The sequence below is a fragment of the Corynebacterium sp. c24Ua_83 genome (assembly GCF_039907245.1).
Lineage (GTDB): Bacteria > Actinomycetota > Actinomycetes > Mycobacteriales > Mycobacteriaceae > Corynebacterium.
Genome location: NZ_JASBOI010000004.1, coordinates 128616 through 147264, shown reverse-complemented (window position 1 = coordinate 147264; position 18649 = coordinate 128616). Strand labels below are relative to the sequence as shown.

The following is an 18649-nucleotide window of genomic DNA, read 5'->3' as shown; positions in this document are numbered from 1 at the left end:
GGCTTTAGGCTGATTCCATGAACCCCGAGTTCCTCCCCGCTTCTGGCGCGTCGCGCACGGTCTCTATCGGCGACGTGGTCACGGAGGCGGGTGTAGCTATTTCTGACGCCGAACTCCGCTACTTCGCGTTCTACGACTCTCCGGATGGCGCCGCGGACTATGCCGAGTTCTCCGCTGGCCCCGAGCCGGGGCTGTCCCCAGAGGAGCGGCCGATTGTGCTGATCGAGCATGCCCTCACCGGCGATGGCAATGCTGCCGACTGGTGGGCGGACATGGTGGGTCCGAACAAGCCGATCGACACCACCCGCTACCTGGTGCTCTGCGCGAATGTGCTGGGCGGCTGCCAGGGATCCACCGGCCCGAGTTCGCCGCACCCCGACGGCAAGGCATGGGGGTCGCGATTCCCCGCCCTGTCGATCCGTGACATGGTTACGGCGGAACGGTTGTTGTTGGAGCGTGTGGGCGTCACAAAGATCCATGCCTTGATTGGCGCCTCTATGGGCGGGGCGCGGGTGCTGGAGTGGTCGCTCATGTACCCGGAGATGGTCAACGCGGCTCTGCCGATCGCGGTGAGCGCGCGTGCGTCTGCGTGGCAGATCGGCCTGCAGTCCAGCCAGATCCGCTTCATCGAGGCGGATCCGGCCTGGCACGGTGGCGACTACTACGGCACAGGCGAGGTTCCTTCGCACGGGCTAGGCCAAGCCCGACGCATCGCGCACCTGACGTACCGGGGCGAGCTGGAAGTCGATGAGCGTTTCGGTGTGGATCCGCAAAACGGCGAAAACCCCTACGGGCCGTACCGCGACCCGCACCAGCGCTTCGCGGTGGAGAGTTACCTGGATCGCCAGGCTGAGAAGCTGGTTGCGCGCTTCGACGCGGGTAGCTACGTGGTGCTCACCGACGCGCTAAACAGGCACGACGTCGGCCGTGGCCGGGGTGGCATGAACGCCGCTCTGGGCTCGTGTGAGGTGCCGACGATGGTAGTGGGTGTGGATACCGACATTCTGTACCCGCTGCACCAGCAGGAGCACCTGTCGCGCAACTTGGGGGACTTCATCGGCATGTCGAAAATCACCTCTCCCACGGGCCACGATGGGTTCCTCATCGAATCGCGCCAGATGGGCCAGGTGTTGGCTAAGTTCCTGGCGAAGGCGGAGATCATCGCCGAAGGTACCGAGGGTGCCGAAGATACTGCGCGGGATTAGCTGGTCAGCGGGTCAACACTCACGGCGATCCACAGAATGATCACGCCGATGACGGCGGTAAAGGCGGTATCGAACTTGCGCGAACGCACCGCCAGCACACCCAGCACCCGGGAATCCAGGAGTAGGCGAAGCACGGCCAGGTAGATCATCGCGCTGCCCAGCATCACGCTAGCTCGACGCCACCTGTCCACCAACAACAGCGCCAGCACAGCCAGCAGCATCAGCCCGAACAGCCCCAGCAGTGCGTATTGGACGGAGCGGGAGAGCCGGGAGGGCGGGTTGTTCCGGTCGTGGGGGTTATCGAGGAGCTGCTGGCGAGCGTCGCCGATGCGAGCTGGGCGGGAGCGATTAGCCACGCAGCAGCTTCTCCGCGCGCTCGACGACGTTGCGCACCAGGAAGGCGCGGGTCAGCGGGCCTACTCCCCCGGGGTTCGGGGAGACGGCGCCGGCGACGTCCCACACGTCCGGGTGAACGTCGCCCTTCAGCTTGCCGTCCTCGCCGCGGGAGACTCCCACGTCCAGGATCGCCGCGCCCGGCTTGACCATGTCCGCGGTGATCATGTGCGGCACGCCGGCGGCGGCGACGATCACGTCCGCGGCCTTCGTCTCCGCCGCCAGGTCCTTGGTTCCGGTGTGGCAGAGGGTGACGGTGGAGTTCTCGCTGCGGCGGGTGAGCATCAGGCCGATCGGGCGGCCGACCGTCACTCCGCGGCCGATGACTACAACCTTCGCACCGTTCAGCTCCACGTCGAAGCGGCGGAGCAGGTGGATCGCACCGTTGGGGGTGCAGGGCAGCGGGGCGGGCTCGTTGAGCACCAGCTTGCCCAGGTTCACCGGGTGCAGGCCGTCGGCGTCCTTGTCCGGGTCGATGCGCTCCAGCACAGCGTTTTCATCCAGGTGATTCGGCAGCGGCAGCTGCACAATGTAGCCGGTGCAGGCGTCGTCGGCGTTCAGCTCGTCGATGACCGCGTTGAGCTCTTCCTGGGAGACGTCCGCCGGGAGGTCCTTGCGGATGGAGTTCACGCCGATCTGCTCGCAATCCTTGTGCTTCATGCGCACATAGGAGTGGCTGGCCGGGTCGTCGCCCACCAGCACGGTGGCCAGGCCGGGAGTCACGCCCTTTTCCTTCAGCGCGGCGACGCGCTGTTCCAGGTCGGCGAAGATCTCGTCGCGGTAGAGCTTTCCATCCAATTTAGTAGCTGCCATGAGCCCCATTATTCCACGCGGGCCCGCTGGGATCGAGGTGGCGTCATGGCTAAAAGAGCAACCAGTACAAGAAACTAGTAGGGCCTGCCGGGCCAGTGCGGCGCATATGCGACAGTCTGACGAACAGGGTTCATGGCGGCCACGACCACGCCGATGACGACGATGGCGATCCCGGCCAGCGCGACCAGGGTGGGGATAGTGAGAGTGTGCTGCAGGGTCGTTTCGGTATCCAGCCAGGTATCGAGGATTTCGAGGTAGCGCTGCCCATCTTCTGTGGTCATCACATCCCGGCCGTCAGGTCCCCCAGAGACCCAAGCTTTATCGCCGTACTCCCGGATCTCCTCACGGAACTCCCACCCCGGAACCACAGCGAACGCAGCCACGCTGCCCCACCACACGAGCATGCCGCCCCAGAAAATAGCGAGAGAATCTTTGCACCACTTCGGGATCGCGAGCGCAACGAAGTTGAGGAGGCACTGGATGCCGAAGAAGAGCGGGCCGATCGCCCCGGCGACAAGGAGTATTCCCACCCAGTCCTTGCCATAGAACACGAAGCGCAAGACGCAGTACACGATCGGCATTAGGCATGCGGCGAGCCAGCCGATGAGCAGGGGCATGAAGCGAGAGTCCTGGCCGGTGTGAGGCGGCGGGGCATACCCGTAGGCGGGCATGGGGGCAGGCGAGCCGTAGTGAGGGTACGTCATTCCACCGATCCTGTCAGAAGACGGGAGCTTTGGCTGAGCAAAAAGATGAACATGGTTATGGGAGGAGCTGGGCTGCAGAAATGTTCCCGCCTATGCCCCGCTGGCACCCTAAACCCCGCCGGCGAACCCCAACTGGCGCCACGCCTCGTAGGCCGCCACCGCCGCCGCATTCGATAGGTTCATGGACCGCCGCCCCGGCAGCATCGGGATGCGCACCTTCGCCGTCACCCGCGGATCAGCCAACACCTCGTCGGCCAGGCCAGTCGGCTCCGGGCCGAAAAGCAGCACGTCGCCCGGCCGGTAGTCCACCTCCGTAAACCACGTACCCGTCTGCGCGGTAAACGCGAACACCCGGCCCGAGCCGCGTGCCGGATCAGTCACGTGAGCCAGCGCCGCATCGATCCCCTCGTGGACATGCACGTCCGCCAGCTCGTGATAATCCAGCCCCGCCCGGCGCACATGCTTGTCGTCGAACTTGAAGGCCAGCGGCCCCGCCAGGTGCAGTGAGGCCCCAGTGCCCGCACACATGCGGATCGCATTGCCCGTGTTCGGGGGAATCTCCGGGCGGTCGAACACTACGTGCAGTGGAGGATTCACACCCGCAAACTGGTTTTCAGACGTCATTCCCCCAATCTAACCGGTACAAATGTAGCCATGAGCAACTCCCCCTCCCGCAGCTTCGACATCACCCTGATGGGTGCCACCGGTTTCGTCGGCGCGCTAACCGCCGGCTACCTGGCCGCCAACGCCCCCGCCGACGTGCGCATCGCCCTGGCTGGCCGGAACCAGACCAAGCTGGAGGCCCTGCGCGAGCAGCTGGCTGCCAAGCACCCCCGGGCCAAGGATTTCCCGCTGGTCATCGCCGATTCCAGCGACAATCGCTCCCTGGAGAAGCTGGCCCGCAACACCCGCGTGGTCATCTCCACCGTCGGCCCCTACTACCGCCACGGCTTCCCCCTGGTCCGCGAATGCGCCACCCACGGAACGCACTACGTCGACCTCGCCGGAGAGGCGCTCTTCATGCGCGAATCCGCTGATTCCTACCACGACCGCGCCACCGCCAGCGGGGCGCGCATCGTCCACGCCTGCGGCTTCGATTCCGTTCCAAGTGACCTGGGAATGCTGCTGCTGGGACAGAGGGCGTCCAAAAATAAAGACACCCTCAAGTCCGCCACCATGATCGTGAAGATGAAGGGTGGGCTCTCCGGCGGCACGGTCGACTCGATGCGCGAACAATTCGCCGCTGCCAAAGGCAGCCAGGAGAAGAAGCGGCTGCTGGCCGACCCGTACTCCCTCTCCCCCGACCGCGCCAAAGAGCCGGATCTGGGCAAGCAGCCGGACTTCGGCGTGGTGCAGGAAAGCGACATCGGGGGTGCAAGCGCCAGCAATAGCAACGAGGACGTCTGGGCCGGGCCGTTCATCATGGCGGGCTCCAACACGCGCGTGGTGCGCCGCTCGAACGCGCTGCTCGGCTACGAATACGGCGATAAGCTGCGTTACAGCGAATACCAGTACACCGGCAAGGGGCTGAAGGGTCGCATGCGCGCCTTGACCATGGGCGCGGTACTGGGCACTGCGGTGGCGGCGCTGAACCAGGACAAGCTGCGCACGTTCCTCTCCCGTTGGGTGCCGGAGCCCGGCGAAGGGCCGTCCGAGGCCGAACGCGATGCCGGATTCTTCCACACCACGCATTTCGGTGTGGGCACAGGCGGAGCCACCTACCAGCAGACCATCAGCCTGGACGCCGACCCGGGGTATAAGGGCACGTCCCTGATGCTTAGCGAGGCTGCGCTCACTCTTGTTCTTTGTGACGCCGAACTGCCGACAGGCTCCACCTACCAAGGGAAAACCGGCGGCGGAGTGCTCACTCCGGCCACCGGCCTGGGGATGCCCTACGTGCGCCGCCTGAGCGACGCGGGCATGAAGTTCAGCGACTAGCAGAACATGACTAGCTGAACAGGTTCTGCTCGTCCTCGGGCACGCCGTTCACCTGGTTTAGGTTCAGGGTGTTGAGCTGCGTGACGTGCTCCGGGGTGAGCTCGTCCAGCGAGGAAACCTGCAGTAGGCGCATGGTGCGGCGCACCTCGCCGGCCAGGATCTCAATGGCGCGGGCCACGCCGGCCTCGCCACCGGCCATCAGGCCGTAGAGGTATGCGCGACCGATCAAGGTGAACTTCGCGCCCTTGGCGATCGCAGCGACGATGTCCGCGCCATTCATGATGCCGGTATCCATAGCCACGTCCACGTCGTTGCCGACCTCGCGGGCAACCTCCGGCAGCAGCTGGAAAGGCACCGGTGCGCGATCCAGCTGGCGGCCGCCGTGATTGGAGAGGATGATGCCATCGACGCCCAGGTCGGCCAGCTTCTTGGAATCCGGCAGATTCTGCACGCCCTTGACGACCAGCTTGCCGGGCCACATCTCGCGGATGGTCTTCAGGTCCTCAAACTTGATGGAGGGATCCATAGCGGAGTCCAACAGCTCGCCAACCGTTCCGCCGGTGCTGGTCAGGGAAGCGAACTCCAGCGGCGGGGTGGTCAGGAAGTCCCACCACCACCAGGGGCGCGGGATAGCGTTGACAACGGTTCCCAGGGAGATCTCCGGGGGGATGGAAAAGCCGTTGCGGGCGTCGCGCAAGCGGTTGCCAGCGACGGGCGTATCCACAGTGAACAGCAGGGTATCGAAGCCGGCCTTGGCCGCGCGCTCCACCAGGCCGTAGGAGATCTCGCGCTCCTTCATCACGTATAGCTGGAACCAGTTGCGACCGTTCGGGTTGGCCTTGTGCACATCCTCAATGCTGGTGGTGCCCAGGGTGGACAGGCAGAATGGAATGCCCGCAGCCCCCGCGGCGCTCGCGCCCGCGAGCTCGCCTTCGGTCTGCATCAGGCGGGTAAAGCCGGTCGGCGCGATGCCGAACGGCAGGGAGGACTTCCCGCCGAAAATCTCTGCGGTGGTGTCTACATTGGATACGTCGTTCAGGATCGACGGGTGGAACTCCACGTCGCGGAAGGCCTGGCGTGCGCGGTTCATCGAGATTTCTTCGTCGGCGGCGCCATCGGTGTAGTCGAATGCAGCGGCCGGAGTGCGGCGCTTAGCGATGGCCCGCAGGTCCCAGATGGTCTGCGCATCGTTGAGACGACGGGCCTTGAAATCCAGGGTGGGCTTTTTAAACTTCAGCAGGTCGAAAATCTCAACGGGGTTCGGGATCTGGCGTTTCTGGTGTGCCATGGGAAAATCGCTCTCCTCACAGAGTTTCTTCGCGGCTTCCTTTTCCGCGAATTAGCGTGGTTTTTGTAGGTCGCCGTTTGGGGGCCAACAATTCCACGATAGGACGCTTCCCCGAATCTCGCCGTGCGGGTGTGCTGCGACCCCCTTTCCCGCTAACCAGCTAGCTCAGCTCCGCGAAGAACTCCAGTATCCGCTCGCCGATCAGTTGTCGGGACTTCGGCTTCACAAACTGGTGGCCCTCCCCCGGCACTTCCAGGAACTGCGGGGTGCGACCCAGCTCCACTAGCGCGTCATGCAGCTGCTGGGATTCCTGCAACGGCACGTTCGAGTCGTTAGCCCCGTGGATAAACAGCACCGGGGTGGTGATCAGCTCCGACTTGTGCAGCGGGGAGATTTCCCACAGCAGCTCGGCATCGTGCATCGGGTACCCGTACTTCGGGGAGGCCGCGCTCGCCAGCCACGGCTCGGTCGACTCGTAGTAGGTCTCGAAGCTCGTCATGCCGCAGGCATCCACCACGCCTAGGAACATGTCCGGGTAGCGGGCGGCCGCCAGCACAGCCAGGAACCCGCCGTAACTGCGGCCTCCCAGGAATACCCGCCCTGCGGTGCACAAGTCGGCGTCACAAAGAAAAGAAACAGTATCCGCCACGTCGTCGATCGCGGCGAAGCGACCGTAACGGTCGTCGGCGTGGATGAAGGCGCGGCCGTTGCCCTTGCTGCCGCGAATATTGGGGGTAAACACGGTGTAACCAGCGGCGACGATGTCCGCAAGCACGTCGTGGTGGGCGGGCCGGGACTGCCCCTCGGGGCCGCCGTGCAGGTGGACGTACACCGGGTGCCCCGGCGCGGGGTCCTCCGGCAGATACAGCCAACCGGAAAGCTCCAGGCCGTCGCGGGCGGTGTAATAGACCAGCTCCGGAACGTCGCCCTGCCGGGCGCGCTCGTCCAGGCGGTCGGTGCGGTCCGGATCCAGCGGCTCCACACGCCCGGCCTCCAGCCGCAGTACCTCCACCGTCGGCGGCAGGTTCGGCCCTTCGACAGTCAGCGCCAGCAGCTGGCCATCGTCCGTGATGGACAGGCCCGCTGCGACCATGCCCGGCAGCTCGACGGTGCGGCGGACTTGCACGCGCTGCTCATCGCCGAGGCTCAGCAGCTCCAGGTTGGAAATGCCCGCCTGGTTCCACAGCACCGCGGCGGTCGATAGGTCCTCGCTGATGGCGAACTCGTCGACGTCCGCCTCGGGGTTGCTGATCAGCTCCTCGCGCTCGATACACACCGGACGCTCGCCTTCGATGTCCACCACCAGGCGCATGAGCCGACGGCGATCCGCACCGTGATCGGTGACTACGAGAATCACCAGTCGGCTGTCAGTGATCGGCAGGATCCGCCCGTCCTCCGTGGTGGCTCCCGGCTCCGGCGGCAGCAATGGCATCCAGCGGCCTTGAGGGTTGACCAGCAGCAGTTCGCGGTTGCCGCGCGGGCCGACGCGCATGAGGCTATACCCGGCCTCCGAGGCGACGAGCAGCGCGTCGAGGCGGCGGTCCATCACCTGGTAGCGCGACGTATTTGGGTCGACTAGACGCGCTTCCGTCATGCCGTCGGCCGCCACGGCGTCCATCGCCAGCTTGTCGCGGTCCCATTCGACCAGATGCGTGCGGGCATCGAAGGTGTTTCTTAGCGGTGACGCCCCTTCGACCTCAGGGTCTGTAGATACTGTGAAGGTCTCGAGCTTTTCCGAGCCTTTAGGGGAAACCTCACAGGCGATCCATTGTGCATCCGGGGAGTGCAGCACGCGCGTGACGGGGCCTTCGATGGGCAGCTGCACGGGGCGTTCCTTACCCACGCCATCCTCAGTGAGTGCTGCCTGGACGGCGTAGGGATACCCGCCATCGCGGACGATGTAGGCGATGGCAGTGCCGTTGGGGGCTAGCGAGGGGGCGGTCGTATGGCGCATGAGTCCAGTATTCTAGCCAAGCCCTACCGGCTGACCTAACAGTTTCGCCTTTAGGTACAGACTGGTGCGGGTGGAGCGAAGAAACTCTATGCTGTGAAGACATGAGCATTTACGTAAACGCTTACTCCACTGTGCGCGCGGACGTGCCTTTCCGCGGACCGGGCGAGCCCGCCATTGCATCCCGCGAGTTGTGCTTCGGCTCGCCGGACCGGCCGTTTCTCAAGACGGCGGCCAACGGCTCTAACGAAGACGAGGAGCAGCAAACCCGTGACCTGCTGGAACACCTGGCAGGGTTCGAGGGCTACGTTGCTACGCAGGGTGAGGAGCGTTTCGGCAGTTTTAACTCCTACATCCACTCGGTGATGCAGCACGTCCACAGCGTGCGGCGCCACTACGTATTTGAACGCGCCGACGACTTTGACTTCTCCCACCTAGGGGAGTTCGCCGACTGGGCGCGTGAGGCCAACGCGGTCTTTTTCCTGACCGACGGAACCGTACGCAATGCAGGTGGCGCAGATCTGCTGGATCCCGCTCTAGTTGGCAGTTCCCAGTCCAGTGGAGCACAGGCGAACTCGGTGCCTCAGCACCCTGGTTCCGTGGAGCGGATGCGCCGCGTGCGCGGGGACCTGTGGCGGAAGGGGTTCCAGGTGGCGACGACACTGCCGCCGGTGCGTAGCGAAGCCGAGGTGCTGCTGCGCCCCGCCGAGGAGGTCTTCAACCGGGCCGTGACCTTGTCCGTGGTGGCGACCGTTGCGGTGGCAGTGCTGAACGGCGAACCCGTGGACTTCGACTCGCTGCGCGCGGGATCGCGGCGGGCCTTCGACCACCTCACCCCGATTGAGCGGTCCTTCCTCGACGCCGCAGAGGCTGCGCAAGGAGCACAGAGAGCGCAGGAGGAACAGGGAGCACAGGCCTATAACCAGGAGCTGCAGGACGATGCGTACCAGCTGGCCTGGGCCTACACCGCCGCCGAATTCCTCGCCTGGGCCGTCGGCCTGATCGACATTGACGTCTTCGGGTTCGCCCCCGTGGACCTTCCCGACCTGCGGGATGCACTGCGCGCCGTGGATCGCGAAGGGCGCGATGCGTCCGCCCTGCCGCTGCGCAGCCTTTCGGAAATCTGCGATGCTTCGGAGCACATCTACTCTTTGCGCTGGGTTTCCGTGGAACTGCAGTCCGATACCCCCAGCCAGACCGGTCCCGGCACCCTCCAGCCCCAGGATCACTCCACCCTGGTCGAGCGTCACCGCGCCGTCGCCTGGCTGACCGATCCGGTTATCGCGTACGACGACGTAGATCTCTCCACTTAAAGGTCGCACTAAGCTGCCCCCATTACGTGTACGCGACCGCAGCGGTTAGCGTCACCGGTGATGTGCTTCAAAGAACGCGGCGACTTCGCCCGACGCGGTCATCGCGTTCGAGCGGCGCTCGCGCGAACGATCCACCGCTCCCGCACCGGCCTCGCCCGTGCGCTCGCCCATCCACGTGTGGCCGGCATCGCCAATGGCCAGGTGCATGACCTCCATGTGTTGGCCGCAGTTAGGCCACTGGACGCGCTGCACGGCATCCGTCACGCGAGTGGCAATCGGCGCGCCCACACAATGTGCGCGGCTCGCATATAGCTGCGAGAACTCGAAGGCCCCCAGGTACTCGTCCTCGTATCGTTCGCCGCCACCGTATTGGATCGTCTGATCCTTTCGGCCGTGAATATCCAGGTACGGGGTGGTTTCACCGCGCTTGAAGCGGACGTCTTCTGGCTTCTTCGGGTCCGCGCCCTTCTCCGCACAGGCGCGCCACGTGTCCGAGTAGTAGGCCGCGGAAACGGCCGCGAAGGCTGCGAACTCGTCTGGCATCTCGCAGGCCAGCTTGCCTACGAAGCCCCCGCCGTTGGACATGCCCGTCGCGTAGATGCGGTTCGCGTCCACCTGGTAAGTAGAAGACACCGCATCCATCACATCGCGGACGAAGCGGACGTCCTCGCCAGCCTTCACCCGCGCGTACGGGGCGCCCTCCCAGGCATCGCCGATGCCCTGCGGGTACACCACAATCGCTTTTTTGCCTGCTAGACCGGTGTAGCGCGCCATCTGGGTGGCCTGCTCGCGGTAGCCGTGGAACGCGAAGATCAGCGGGAGGGGCTTTTGATTCTTCGCACCCTCCTGCTGCTTCTTGTCGTAGGGCTGCGCGCCGCGGGGGACGTTAATGATGTAGCGGCGGTCGCGCTTGCTGGATTTGAGTTCAAGGGTCTTGTTCTGCCCCGCCTTCGGCAGGTCACGGATCGGGTGGAAGTGCTGCGGGATGCGCGCCACCGCGGGAGAAACCTGCACGTTGGGGCCCGCAGGCGGAATAGCCACAGCTTCCGTCGGGGCGAAATCCGCCGGTTCCTTCACTGTGTTATGCGCCTGCGGATCGTCACGGGTGGCGTGGGTGATCTTCTGAATTGCCACGCCCATTCCGGCTGCGCAGAGCAGCAGAAACGCCGCGAAAACGGTTGCCGCGATGCGCCTGCGGCGGAACTGTTGTTCCGTGGGGCGGCTGCCGGTGGGACGCTCCGGCGCGTAGCCATTGTTGCGGCGGTCCGCGCGGTGCCGCCCGCCCTTCGCGCGGTTTTCGGCGCTTTGTCCCTGAGGGCTTTTCCCCTGGGAGCTTTGTTGATGACGCCGCCGGCTCCCCCGCCAGGAATCCTCCCCGAAGCTCGCGGAATCCTGGTCGCTGACCTGCGGAGGTACCGCTAGGTGGTGGCGCTCCTTCCGAGCCGAGTTTTCCCGCGCGTGGCGTGGCGCGCGCGGGGCATCGGGGTCGAAAGGCTTACGAGTCACGGGGACGATTGTTCTTTGCTCATCCGCCTGTGTCAATCACCGGCCCTCGTGTTCAGTGTCACCCTAGAGCCGCCCCAGTGCCACTCGAGCGTCACCTCAGCGGAAGTCCCGCGAGCCCGCGTGCGCCCCCGCGATCTCACCCGCCGGCCGCAGTTGTGTCTCCACCTGTTCCAGCAAATCCGCCGTCACGGTGGCCGCCCCCTCCGCGTTGTGGACAATCCCCCGCACGACCAGGATCTTTGCATTTAGCGCGACTGCCCGCTGCCGTGCCCACAGCCCCTGCGAGACCACAATATTCGCCAGCCCGGTCTCGTCTTCCAAGCCGAAAAACACCACCCCACCTGCGGTTGCGGGGCGCTGCCGATGGGTCACCACACCGGCGACGCGCACCCGCGTGCCATCGAGGACGCGCAGCAGGCTATCGGCTGTCACCACCGCCGCGCCGCCGCGCGGGGCGGCATCACCGGAGTGCACACCGCGCAGGGCAGGGCGCAGGTGCCACTCGTCCAGGTATTCGCGCAGGAGCTGCACCGGATGCTCGGCCGTCGTCACGCCCGTTGTCGCTAGTTCGGACGCCACCATCTCAAAAGCACTCATCCCAGGCAACGCCGGCGCCTGCACACCGGACGTCCCCGGCAGCATTCCCGGCCGCTCGGTCGCTGCCACCCCGGCGGCCCACACGGCCTGGCGGCGGGTTAGCCCGAGGCTCCCCAAAGCCCCCGCCCGCGCCAGCTTCTCCACATGAGCCACGGTCAGCCCGGCTTCGCGGGATAGGTCTTCCACGCTGGTGAAGCGGCCGATCCGTTCGCGCGCCTCCACGATACGCTCCGCCACCTCGGCGGAAATCCCCTTCACCCCGCCCGCCCCACTGAGCCCGAGCCGGATCTGCCCCACCGGCTCGCCGGTCCCCCGGCCTAACCCGTGAACTCCCGTGGGCCGGTTGGTGCGTGGGGGCGTCATTAAGGAAACAACCGCATCCACCTGCACGTCCGAAGCGTTCACGTCCACGGGAAGGACCTCTACGCCGTGGCGGCGCGCGTCGGCCAGCAGGGACTGCGGCGAGTAGAACCCCATCGGCTGGGCGCGCAGCAGGGCCACGCAGAACTCCGCCGGATAGTGGTACTTGAACCACGCGGAGTAGTAGACCAGGGAGGCGAAAGACTGCGAGTGTGATTCCGGGAAGCCGTAGCTAGCGAAGGCCACGATCTTGTCCCACAACCGGTCAGCCACTACCCCGCGGATCCCGTTCTTCGCCTCCACCCCCTGGTAGAAGCGCTTTTTCAGCCGCTCCATCTTCTGCGGCGAGCGCTTCGACCCCATCGCCCGGCGCAGGGTATCGGCCTCGGCGCCGCTAAAGCCCGCTGCATCCACGGCCATCTGCATCAGCTGCTCCTGGAACAGCGGAATACCCAGGGTCTTCGTCAGCGCGAGCTCCAAGCACGGGTGGTCGAAGGTCACGGGCTCCAGACCATTGCGACGGCGAATATAGGGGTGCACGGAGCCGCCCTGGATGGGGCCGGGGCGGATCAGAGCGACCTCCACCACCAGGTCATAGAAGGTGCGAGGCTTTAGGCGCGGCAGGGTGGACATCTGCGCGCGGGATTCCACCTGGAACACCCCCACCGCGTCCGCGCGGGAGAGCATCGCGTAGACCTCCGGCTCCGTGGGGTCCAGCCGCCACAGCTCAACCTCCCGGCCCCGGTGGGCACGCACCTGATCCACCGCGTGGTGCAGCGCCTCCAGCATGCCGAGCCCCAGCAGGTCGAACTTCACCAGCCCCACGGCCGCGCAGTCGTCCTTGTCCCACTGCACCACCGAGCGGCCTTCCATCCGCGCCCATTCCGTCGGCACGACCTGCGCGATCGGGCGGTCGCAGATCACCATGCCGCCGGAGTGAATGCCCAGGTGGCGGGGGTGGTCCAGCATCTGCTCGGCTAAGTGCTGTACTGCGTCGGGAGTCTGTTCCGGGTGGCGGGTCCAGGCATCGATCTGGCCCGGCGCGTAGCCGAGGGCACGCCCGGCATCGCGGGTGGCGCCGCGGCGGCGGTAGGTGATCACGTTCGCCACCTGCGCGGCGTTCTCGCGGCCATAGCGGGAGTACACGTACTGGATAGCCTCCTCGCGCCGCCCGGATTCAATGTCGAGGTCGATGTCGGGCGGCCCGTCGCGTTCCGGGGAAAGGAAGCGCTCGAAGAGCAGGCCGGAGGCCACAGCGTCCACCGTCGTGATCCCCAGTGCAAAGCACACCGCGGAGTTCGCCGCGGACCCTCGCCCCTGGCAGAAGATGTTGTTCTCGTGGCAGAAGGAGACGATGTCGTGGACGATCAGGAAGTAGCCGGGGAATCCCAGCTGCTCGATGGCTTCCAGCTCGCGGTCGATGGTGGCCCAGGCCTGGTTGGCGGCGGCGGAGGAACCGCGCGGGCCGTAGCGCTGTGCCCCGCCGCGTTCGGTGATGGCGCGCAGCCAGGTCATTTCCGTGTAGCCCTCCGGTACGGAGAAGTGCGGCAGGTTTGGCGCGACAAGGTCCAGTGTGAAGGCGCATTCTTCGGCAACCTGCACGGAGGTCTCCACGGCGCGCGCCAGCCACTCACAATCGCCCGCGAGCTGCAGCATCTCCTCGCCCGAGCGCAGCCACGAGCCGCCGACCGGGTGGGTGGTCGGCTCCGCGGCCGCTATGTCTTTCCGCTCGCGCAGCGCGGCCTTCGCCCCAGCCAGCCGGGAGTGCTTAGGGGTGGCGCACGTCGGGGCGCTGCTGACGATCTCGCGTAGGCCGTGGCGCACCGCCAGGGCGTGGAGACGCTCGTTGCGGTCGGCGTCGGCGGGGTTCATCGTGTGTTGCAGCTCCACCACGACGTTGTCCGCACCGAAGATGTCCACGAGCCGCGCGTCCGCCCAGCGCCAATCCAGCAGTATTAGCCAGTGGCCGCCCGCCACCTCCGCCAGCCGGGGCAAGCTGGGATACCGGACGGAATCTTTGTCCGGGTCGGCCATGCGGGCGTCAGCAATAACCCGGCTGAGCCGCGTGTAGCCTTCGCGCCCCTTGCACAGCACCGTGAGTGGCACGTCGAGGCTCAGCTCCGCGCCGAATACCGTGGCGAGGTCCGCTTTACTCTCCGCCACCGCCGTAGCGAAGCGCGCCGCACCGTAGAAGCCGTCGCGGTCCACGCACGCAAGCGCGCTTAGCCCCAGTTCACGGGCCGCCGTAACCATCTGCTCGGGCTGGCTCGCGCCACGCAGGAAGTTGTAGGCGCTGCAGGCGTGGAGCTCCGCGAAGGGGGTTGTTGCTTCTTTTTGTGACGCCCCCTCGGCCCCAGCGCCATCCGCCTCCGCAAGGTCGAGAGACGTGGTGCGCTGCTGGCCTTCCCCTACTCCGACCGCGCGGAGGTTCCGCAGCCCCGGCCCTCTGCCGGAGAGCACGCTTTCGAGCTGCGCCCAGCTCAGCGGCCGACCCTGGGAAAAGCTCCTGGATTGTGGCTTGCGTAGCGTGCGGCGAGATGCCAGGTTTGGCTCATCGGTGGGGTCGCGGGGTTCAACAGACACAGAGCGATTATAGAACAGACATTCTATTAACTACCAGCGGGAGCAAATCCCTTTAAAACTAGTGGAAACTAAGACTAGACTAAGTTGTTCATTCTGGTTTAGAGTGCTACTTTAATCGCACAGTTCAGCCCGGACATTCGATAGAGCACCGGGCTCCATGACTATCCAGGAGGATCCCATGTCCCTTCGCCGTAAAGTAGCAGCCGGTGTAGCTGCAGCAGTTATGGCCTTCAGCTTGACCGCCTGCGGCGGTGACGACGACACGATCAAGGTCGGCACCACCGACCAGGGCCAGAAGCAGTGGCAGGTGTTTGAGGAAAAGGCCAAGGAAGAAGGCCTGAACGTTGAGCTGGTTCCGTTCGGCGACTACAGCCTGCCGAACCGCGCGCTGGCCGACGGCGAGATCGACGTCAACAACTTCCAGCACCTGATGTTCCTGGCTGACTACAACGTCAACAACGACTCCAACCTGGTGCCGATCGGCGCTACCGAGATCATCCCGCTGGGCGTGTACTACCAGGACCACAGCGAGGTCAAGGACATCGAGGAAGCCGGTGAGGTTGCCATCCCGAACGACCCGACCAACCAGGGCCGCGCCCTGCACGTGCTGGCATCCGCTGGCCTGGTGAAGCTGAAGGACGACAAGATCCTCTCCCCGACCCCGGCCGACGTCGACGAGGGCAAGTCCAAGGTCAAGGTCACCCCGGTGGACGCTGCCCAGACCGTGACCGCCTACAAGGATGGCACCCCGGCCGTCATCAACAACTCCTTCCTGGAGCGCGGCAACATCGACCCGAAGTCCGCCATCGTCGAGGACGACCCGAAGGCAGAGGCCGCCAAGCCGTTCATCAACGCCTTCGTCACCACCGAGGAGAAGAAGGACGACGAGGATCTGAAGAAGCTCGTTGAGGTCTGGCACTCCAAGGACGTTCAGGATGCACTGAACGAGCAGTCCAAGGGCACCTCCGTCCAGGTTCAGATGGGCCCGGAGGAGCTGGCTAAGGTTCTGAAGGACACTGAGGACCAGATCAAGAAGTAGGCCCAATCGGCACTACTAACCCCAACTCTTAAAAGAGGTTCCCTATGGCTACAGACGCACAACCTGGCGTCGACCAGCCCAGCGCCGGCAATACCGGCAGTACCGGCACGGAGATCGTCTTCCGCGACGTGACGAAGGTCTTCAAGCAGGGCAAGAAGGAAATTCACGCCCTGCAGGACATCAACACGCAGATCGCGGCGGGCTCCATCGTCGGCATCATCGGCTACTCCGGCGCCGGCAAGTCCACCCTTGTCCGGCAGATCAACGGCCTGGACCGCCCCACCAGCGGGCAGATCCTGCTGGATGGCCAGGACATCGTTCCCCTGCCGGAATCGCAAATGCGCAAGCTGCGCAGCGACATCGGCATGATCTTCCAGCAGTTCAACCTGTTCTCCTCCCGCAACGTGGCAGGCAACGTCGCCTACCCACTGCGCCTGCAGGGTATGCCCAAGCAGCAGCGGGAAGAGCGCGTCAAGGAGCTGCTGGAGTTCGTCGGCCTGTCCGACAAGGGCAATGCCTACCCGGAGCAGCTGTCCGGTGGCCAGAAGCAGCGCGTCGGCATCGCCCGCGCGCTGGCCACCAACCCCAGCCTGCTGCTGGCCGACGAGGCCACCAGCGCGCTGGACCCCTCCACCACCCGCGACGTGCTGGAGCTGCTGCGTAAGGTGAACCGCGAGCTCGGCATCACCATCGTGGTGATCACCCACGAGATGGAGGTTGTGCGTTCCATCGCCGACTCCGTGATCGTGATGGAAAACGGCCGCATCGTGGAGCAGGGCAGCGTCTACGAGGTATTTTCCAACCCGCAGACGAAGACTGCCGCCAACTTCGTGGCCACCTCGCTGCGCAACACTCCCGACATGGTCGAGGCGGAGGCGCTGCAGTCCGAAAACGGTCGACTCTTCACTGTGACCATGGCCGAGGGAATCGGGTTTTTCGATGCCATCTCGAAGCTGTCCGCTGCAGGGGTGACGGTAAACATCGTCCACGGTGGCGTCACCACCCTCCAGAACCACAGTTTCGGCCGCCTTACTCTGCGCCTGACGGCCCACAATACCGACGGCGAGAAGGCGATCGAGGAGTTCCACAGCCACATGCAGGATTCCACCGAGATTGAGGAGATCCGATGAACACGATGACCCTCGCGCAAATGGATTGGGACCGCTACGGCAACACGTTCCAGAAGGCGATTTTCGAGACGCTGTACATGGTCTCGATCACGCTGCTGATCTCCTCGGTACTAGGCCTGATCATCGGCCTGCTGCTGTACACCACCCGCAAGGGCGGCATTCTGCAGAACCGGGTGGTCTACTGGATCACGAACTTCCTGGTGAACTTCATCCGCCCGATTCCGTTCATCATCTTGCTGACGGCTATCGGCCCGCTGACAGATCTGGTGGTGCAGAGCCGTATCGGTACGGAAGCGGCCATCGTCGGCATGGTCGTCGCCGCCACCTTCGGCGCTGCGCGTATTTTCGAGCAGAACCTGGTGGCGATCGACCCGGGCGTAATCGAGGCTGCCAAGGCGATGGGTGCCTCGCCGCTGAAGATCATCTTCACGGTGATCATCCCCGAGGCGCTGGGCCCGCTGATCCTTGGCTTCACCTTCATGTTCATCGCCATCGTGGATATGTCCGCCATGGCCGGTTACATCGGTGCAGGTGGTCTGGGTGACTTCGCGATTGTCTACGGTTACCGCTCGTTTAATGACGCCGTTACGTGGACGACCGTCGCAGTGATCATCGTGATCGTGCAGATCGCGCAGCTGGGCGGAAACTGGCTGTCGAAAAAGATCATGCGCCGCTAGCGAGCACGCGCTGCTAGAGAGCACGAAACCCGGGTGCTAGTTCACACACAAGTGAACTGCCCCGGGGTTTTGTCGTGCGTTTAGAATTCCGCGACCCACGTCACGGTCTGCTTGGGCTTCTTACCGCAGGAGGGAACGGAGGTTCCGCCTGGGTGCGCGCTCAGGCGGACCGTGATTGCCTGTTCTGCGCCCGTTTCTGGGCCCGCATCTGGGTTCGCATCCGTGCCCGCTTCTGGGGTCGCATCCGCCGCAACGGTCACGACGCGCACCTCGGTGGCGCCGTCTGCGTCTCCGGCCGCTTCCGGCTTGGTCACGCGCATGCTGGCGAGCTTGACGTGGCGGCCTTCGCTGGCCAGCTTCTCCGCCACGGCCAGTTCCGCGGCCTGGCCGACCGGGTCCCAGACTCCGCGGCCGCGGCAGCCCTCCAGCCACAGCTCGCCTTGCTTGGCGCGCTCCAGCATGCTGCTGGCGCCCGTGGTACCGAGCTGGCCGTAGGAGTAGTTGTGGGGCAGCAGGATCATGGAGGGGGCGAAGCGGTGGCCCTTGGTGTGGGAGGATTCCCAGACCATCTGGCCGTACTTGGCGGTGAGCTCGTCGGCTACCGGGCGGCCGAAGACCGCGCAGCACTTGTCGCGCTTGCCGTGGGTGCATACCAGCAGCAGCGGGCCGTCGATGCGCTGGCCGCCGGCGGCGCCGGGGGCGCTGAGGTCGAGATCCAGCAGCGCCTCGGGTCCGGAGACCTGCAGGCTTTCGAGGATGGGCGTGGGGTCGTCGCCGTAACCTTCGGCCCAGCTGATATAGAGCTGCCGGGTGGCGCTGGCTGCGCGCTGCTGACCTTCGCGGCCGGGGCGGCGAATGAACTGCAGTTGGGCGCCGTTGTCCTTGAGGAACTTCTCGACCTTTTCGGTGAGCTCCTCCCCTAGCGCGGTGCCGTCGAGGATGTCGTGGCCCCAGTTGGTGACGAACTCGAGGGCGAGGATGATCTTGCCCGGCTTGGCGGTGCCGGGGAGAGCCTCATCGGTTCGCTGGGAGCACATGTCCGCGTGGATTCCGCCGGAGGTCTGAGTGGCGGGCTTCCCGGTTTCGGGCTGTCCGGCCTGCGCGTTTCTAGTTGTAGGCATGCCTACAACAGTACCAAGTTGGAAGCTGCAG

At 65.2% G+C, this 18649-nt stretch carries 15 protein-coding genes; 6 read left to right on the top strand and 9 right to left on the bottom strand.

The genetic code is table 11. From position 1 onward, the window contains the following. Positions 1–17: 17 nt before the first annotated feature. Positions 18–1205: a homoserine O-acetyltransferase gene (locus tag QKE30_RS04980; protein ID WP_239199213.1), complete on the top strand. Its 1188-nt coding sequence runs from the start codon at positions 18–20 to the stop codon at positions 1203–1205. On the opposite strand, the gene QKE30_RS04975 is transcribed toward QKE30_RS04980, so the two are convergent. From QKE30_RS04975 to QKE30_RS04960, 4 genes are all read right to left on the bottom strand, one after another. Next, complete coding sequence (locus QKE30_RS04975; RefSeq protein WP_239199210.1) at positions 1202–1561, bottom strand: DUF3017 domain-containing protein; 360 nt, start codon at positions 1559–1561, stop codon at positions 1202–1204. The two genes, QKE30_RS04980 and QKE30_RS04975, sit on opposite strands and share 4 nt — an antisense overlap. Beyond that, on the bottom strand, positions 1554–2411 hold the full coding sequence (locus tag QKE30_RS04970) for a bifunctional methylenetetrahydrofolate dehydrogenase/methenyltetrahydrofolate cyclohydrolase (RefSeq protein ID WP_239199207.1): 858 nt from the start codon (positions 2409–2411) through the stop codon (positions 1554–1556). The genes QKE30_RS04975 and QKE30_RS04970 overlap by 8 nt, the downstream gene beginning before the upstream one ends. A gap of 74 nt (positions 2412–2485) precedes the next feature. After that, positions 2486–3115 (bottom strand): hypothetical protein, encoded by a 630-nt coding sequence (locus QKE30_RS04965; protein ID WP_239199204.1) that lies wholly within the window; start codon positions 3113–3115, stop codon positions 2486–2488. Positions 3116–3223: 108 nt separating this feature from the next. Beyond that, positions 3224–3739: a tRNA (cytidine(34)-2'-O)-methyltransferase gene (locus tag QKE30_RS04960; protein WP_239199201.1), complete on the bottom strand. Its 516-nt coding sequence runs from the start codon at positions 3737–3739 to the stop codon at positions 3224–3226. 30 nt (positions 3740–3769) lie between these two features. Here QKE30_RS04960 and QKE30_RS04955 point away from each other — a divergent pair, with 30 nt between their 5' ends. Continuing rightward, positions 3770–5053, top strand: coding sequence for a saccharopine dehydrogenase NADP-binding domain-containing protein (locus QKE30_RS04955; protein ID WP_347934239.1), 1284 nt, complete (start codon positions 3770–3772; stop codon positions 5051–5053). A gap of 10 nt (positions 5054–5063) precedes the next feature. On the opposite strand, the gene QKE30_RS04950 is transcribed toward QKE30_RS04955, so the two are convergent. Then, positions 5064–6341, bottom strand: coding sequence for an alpha-hydroxy acid oxidase (locus QKE30_RS04950; protein WP_239199195.1), 1278 nt, complete (start codon positions 6339–6341; stop codon positions 5064–5066). A gap of 160 nt (positions 6342–6501) precedes the next feature. Continuing rightward, a complete protein-coding gene (locus QKE30_RS04945) occupies positions 6502–8295 on the bottom strand; it encodes an alpha/beta fold hydrolase (RefSeq protein WP_239199192.1) in 1794 nt (597 codons plus the stop codon). Between the two features lie 101 nt (positions 8296–8396). On the opposite strand from QKE30_RS04945, the gene QKE30_RS04940 reads away from it, so the two are divergent. Further along, complete coding sequence (locus QKE30_RS04940) at positions 8397–9605, top strand: DUF4272 domain-containing protein (protein WP_239199189.1); 1209 nt, start codon at positions 8397–8399, stop codon at positions 9603–9605. A gap of 51 nt (positions 9606–9656) precedes the next feature. On the opposite strand, the gene QKE30_RS04935 is transcribed toward QKE30_RS04940, so the two are convergent. Continuing rightward, complete coding sequence (locus QKE30_RS04935; protein ID WP_239199186.1) at positions 9657–11111, bottom strand: PHB depolymerase family esterase; 1455 nt, start codon at positions 11109–11111, stop codon at positions 9657–9659. Between the two features lie 96 nt (positions 11112–11207). Continuing rightward, positions 11208–14612: an error-prone DNA polymerase gene (locus QKE30_RS04930; protein ID WP_239199464.1), complete on the bottom strand. Its 3405-nt coding sequence runs from the start codon at positions 14610–14612 to the stop codon at positions 11208–11210. A 217-nt stretch (positions 14613–14829) separates the two neighbouring features. Here QKE30_RS04930 and QKE30_RS04925 point away from each other — a divergent pair, with 217 nt between their 5' ends. Genes QKE30_RS04925 through QKE30_RS04915 form a run of 3 tightly spaced genes read left to right on the top strand, consistent with a single transcriptional unit; the run spans position 14830 to position 17497 of the window. Next, positions 14830–15690 carry a MetQ/NlpA family ABC transporter substrate-binding protein gene (locus QKE30_RS04925; protein ID WP_239199461.1) on the top strand — a complete coding sequence of 287 codons (861 nt, stop codon included), beginning with the start codon at positions 14830–14832 and terminating at the stop codon, positions 15688–15690. 44 nt (positions 15691–15734) lie between these two features. After that, positions 15735–16820: a methionine ABC transporter ATP-binding protein gene (locus QKE30_RS04920; RefSeq protein ID WP_239199183.1), complete on the top strand. Its 1086-nt coding sequence runs from the start codon at positions 15735–15737 to the stop codon at positions 16818–16820. Next, on the top strand, positions 16817–17497 hold the full coding sequence (locus QKE30_RS04915) for a methionine ABC transporter permease (RefSeq protein WP_034984925.1): 681 nt from the start codon (positions 16817–16819) through the stop codon (positions 17495–17497). Before QKE30_RS04920 ends, QKE30_RS04915 begins: the two co-directional genes overlap by 4 nt. Before the next feature lie 80 nt (positions 17498–17577). On the opposite strand, the gene QKE30_RS04910 is transcribed toward QKE30_RS04915, so the two are convergent. After that, positions 17578–18618, bottom strand: a complete 1041-nt coding sequence (locus tag QKE30_RS04910; RefSeq protein WP_239199180.1) for a sucrase ferredoxin — start codon at positions 18616–18618, stop codon at positions 17578–17580. Between the last annotated feature and the right edge of the window lie 31 nt (positions 18619–18649).

Coding starts and splice junctions, on each gene's coding strand:
- QKE30_RS04920 (WP_239199183.1), top strand. CDS start 15,735: ATGGCTACAGACGCACAACCTGGCGTCGACCAGCCCAGCGCCGGCAAT.
- QKE30_RS04955 (WP_347934239.1), top strand. CDS start 3,770: ATGAGCAACTCCCCCTCCCGCAGCTTCGACATCACCCTGATGGGTGCC.
- QKE30_RS04960 (WP_239199201.1), bottom strand. CDS start 3,739: ATGACGTCTGAAAACCAGTTTGCGGGTGTGAATCCTCCACTGCACGTA.
- QKE30_RS04945 (WP_239199192.1), bottom strand. CDS start 8,295: ATGCGCCATACGACCGCCCCCTCGCTAGCCCCCAACGGCACTGCCATC.
- QKE30_RS04915 (WP_034984925.1), top strand. CDS start 16,817: ATGAACACGATGACCCTCGCGCAAATGGATTGGGACCGCTACGGCAAC.
- QKE30_RS04950 (WP_239199195.1), bottom strand. CDS start 6,341: ATGGCACACCAGAAACGCCAGATCCCGAACCCCGTTGAGATTTTCGAC.
- QKE30_RS04965 (WP_239199204.1), bottom strand. CDS start 3,115: ATGACGTACCCTCACTACGGCTCGCCTGCCCCCATGCCCGCCTACGGG.
- QKE30_RS04980 (WP_239199213.1), top strand. CDS start 18: ATGAACCCCGAGTTCCTCCCCGCTTCTGGCGCGTCGCGCACGGTCTCT.
- QKE30_RS04925 (WP_239199461.1), top strand. CDS start 14,830: ATGTCCCTTCGCCGTAAAGTAGCAGCCGGTGTAGCTGCAGCAGTTATG.
- QKE30_RS04970 (WP_239199207.1), bottom strand. CDS start 2,411: ATGGCAGCTACTAAATTGGATGGAAAGCTCTACCGCGACGAGATCTTC.
- QKE30_RS04940 (WP_239199189.1), top strand. CDS start 8,397: ATGAGCATTTACGTAAACGCTTACTCCACTGTGCGCGCGGACGTGCCT.
- QKE30_RS04910 (WP_239199180.1), bottom strand. CDS start 18,618: ATGCCTACAACTAGAAACGCGCAGGCCGGACAGCCCGAAACCGGGAAG.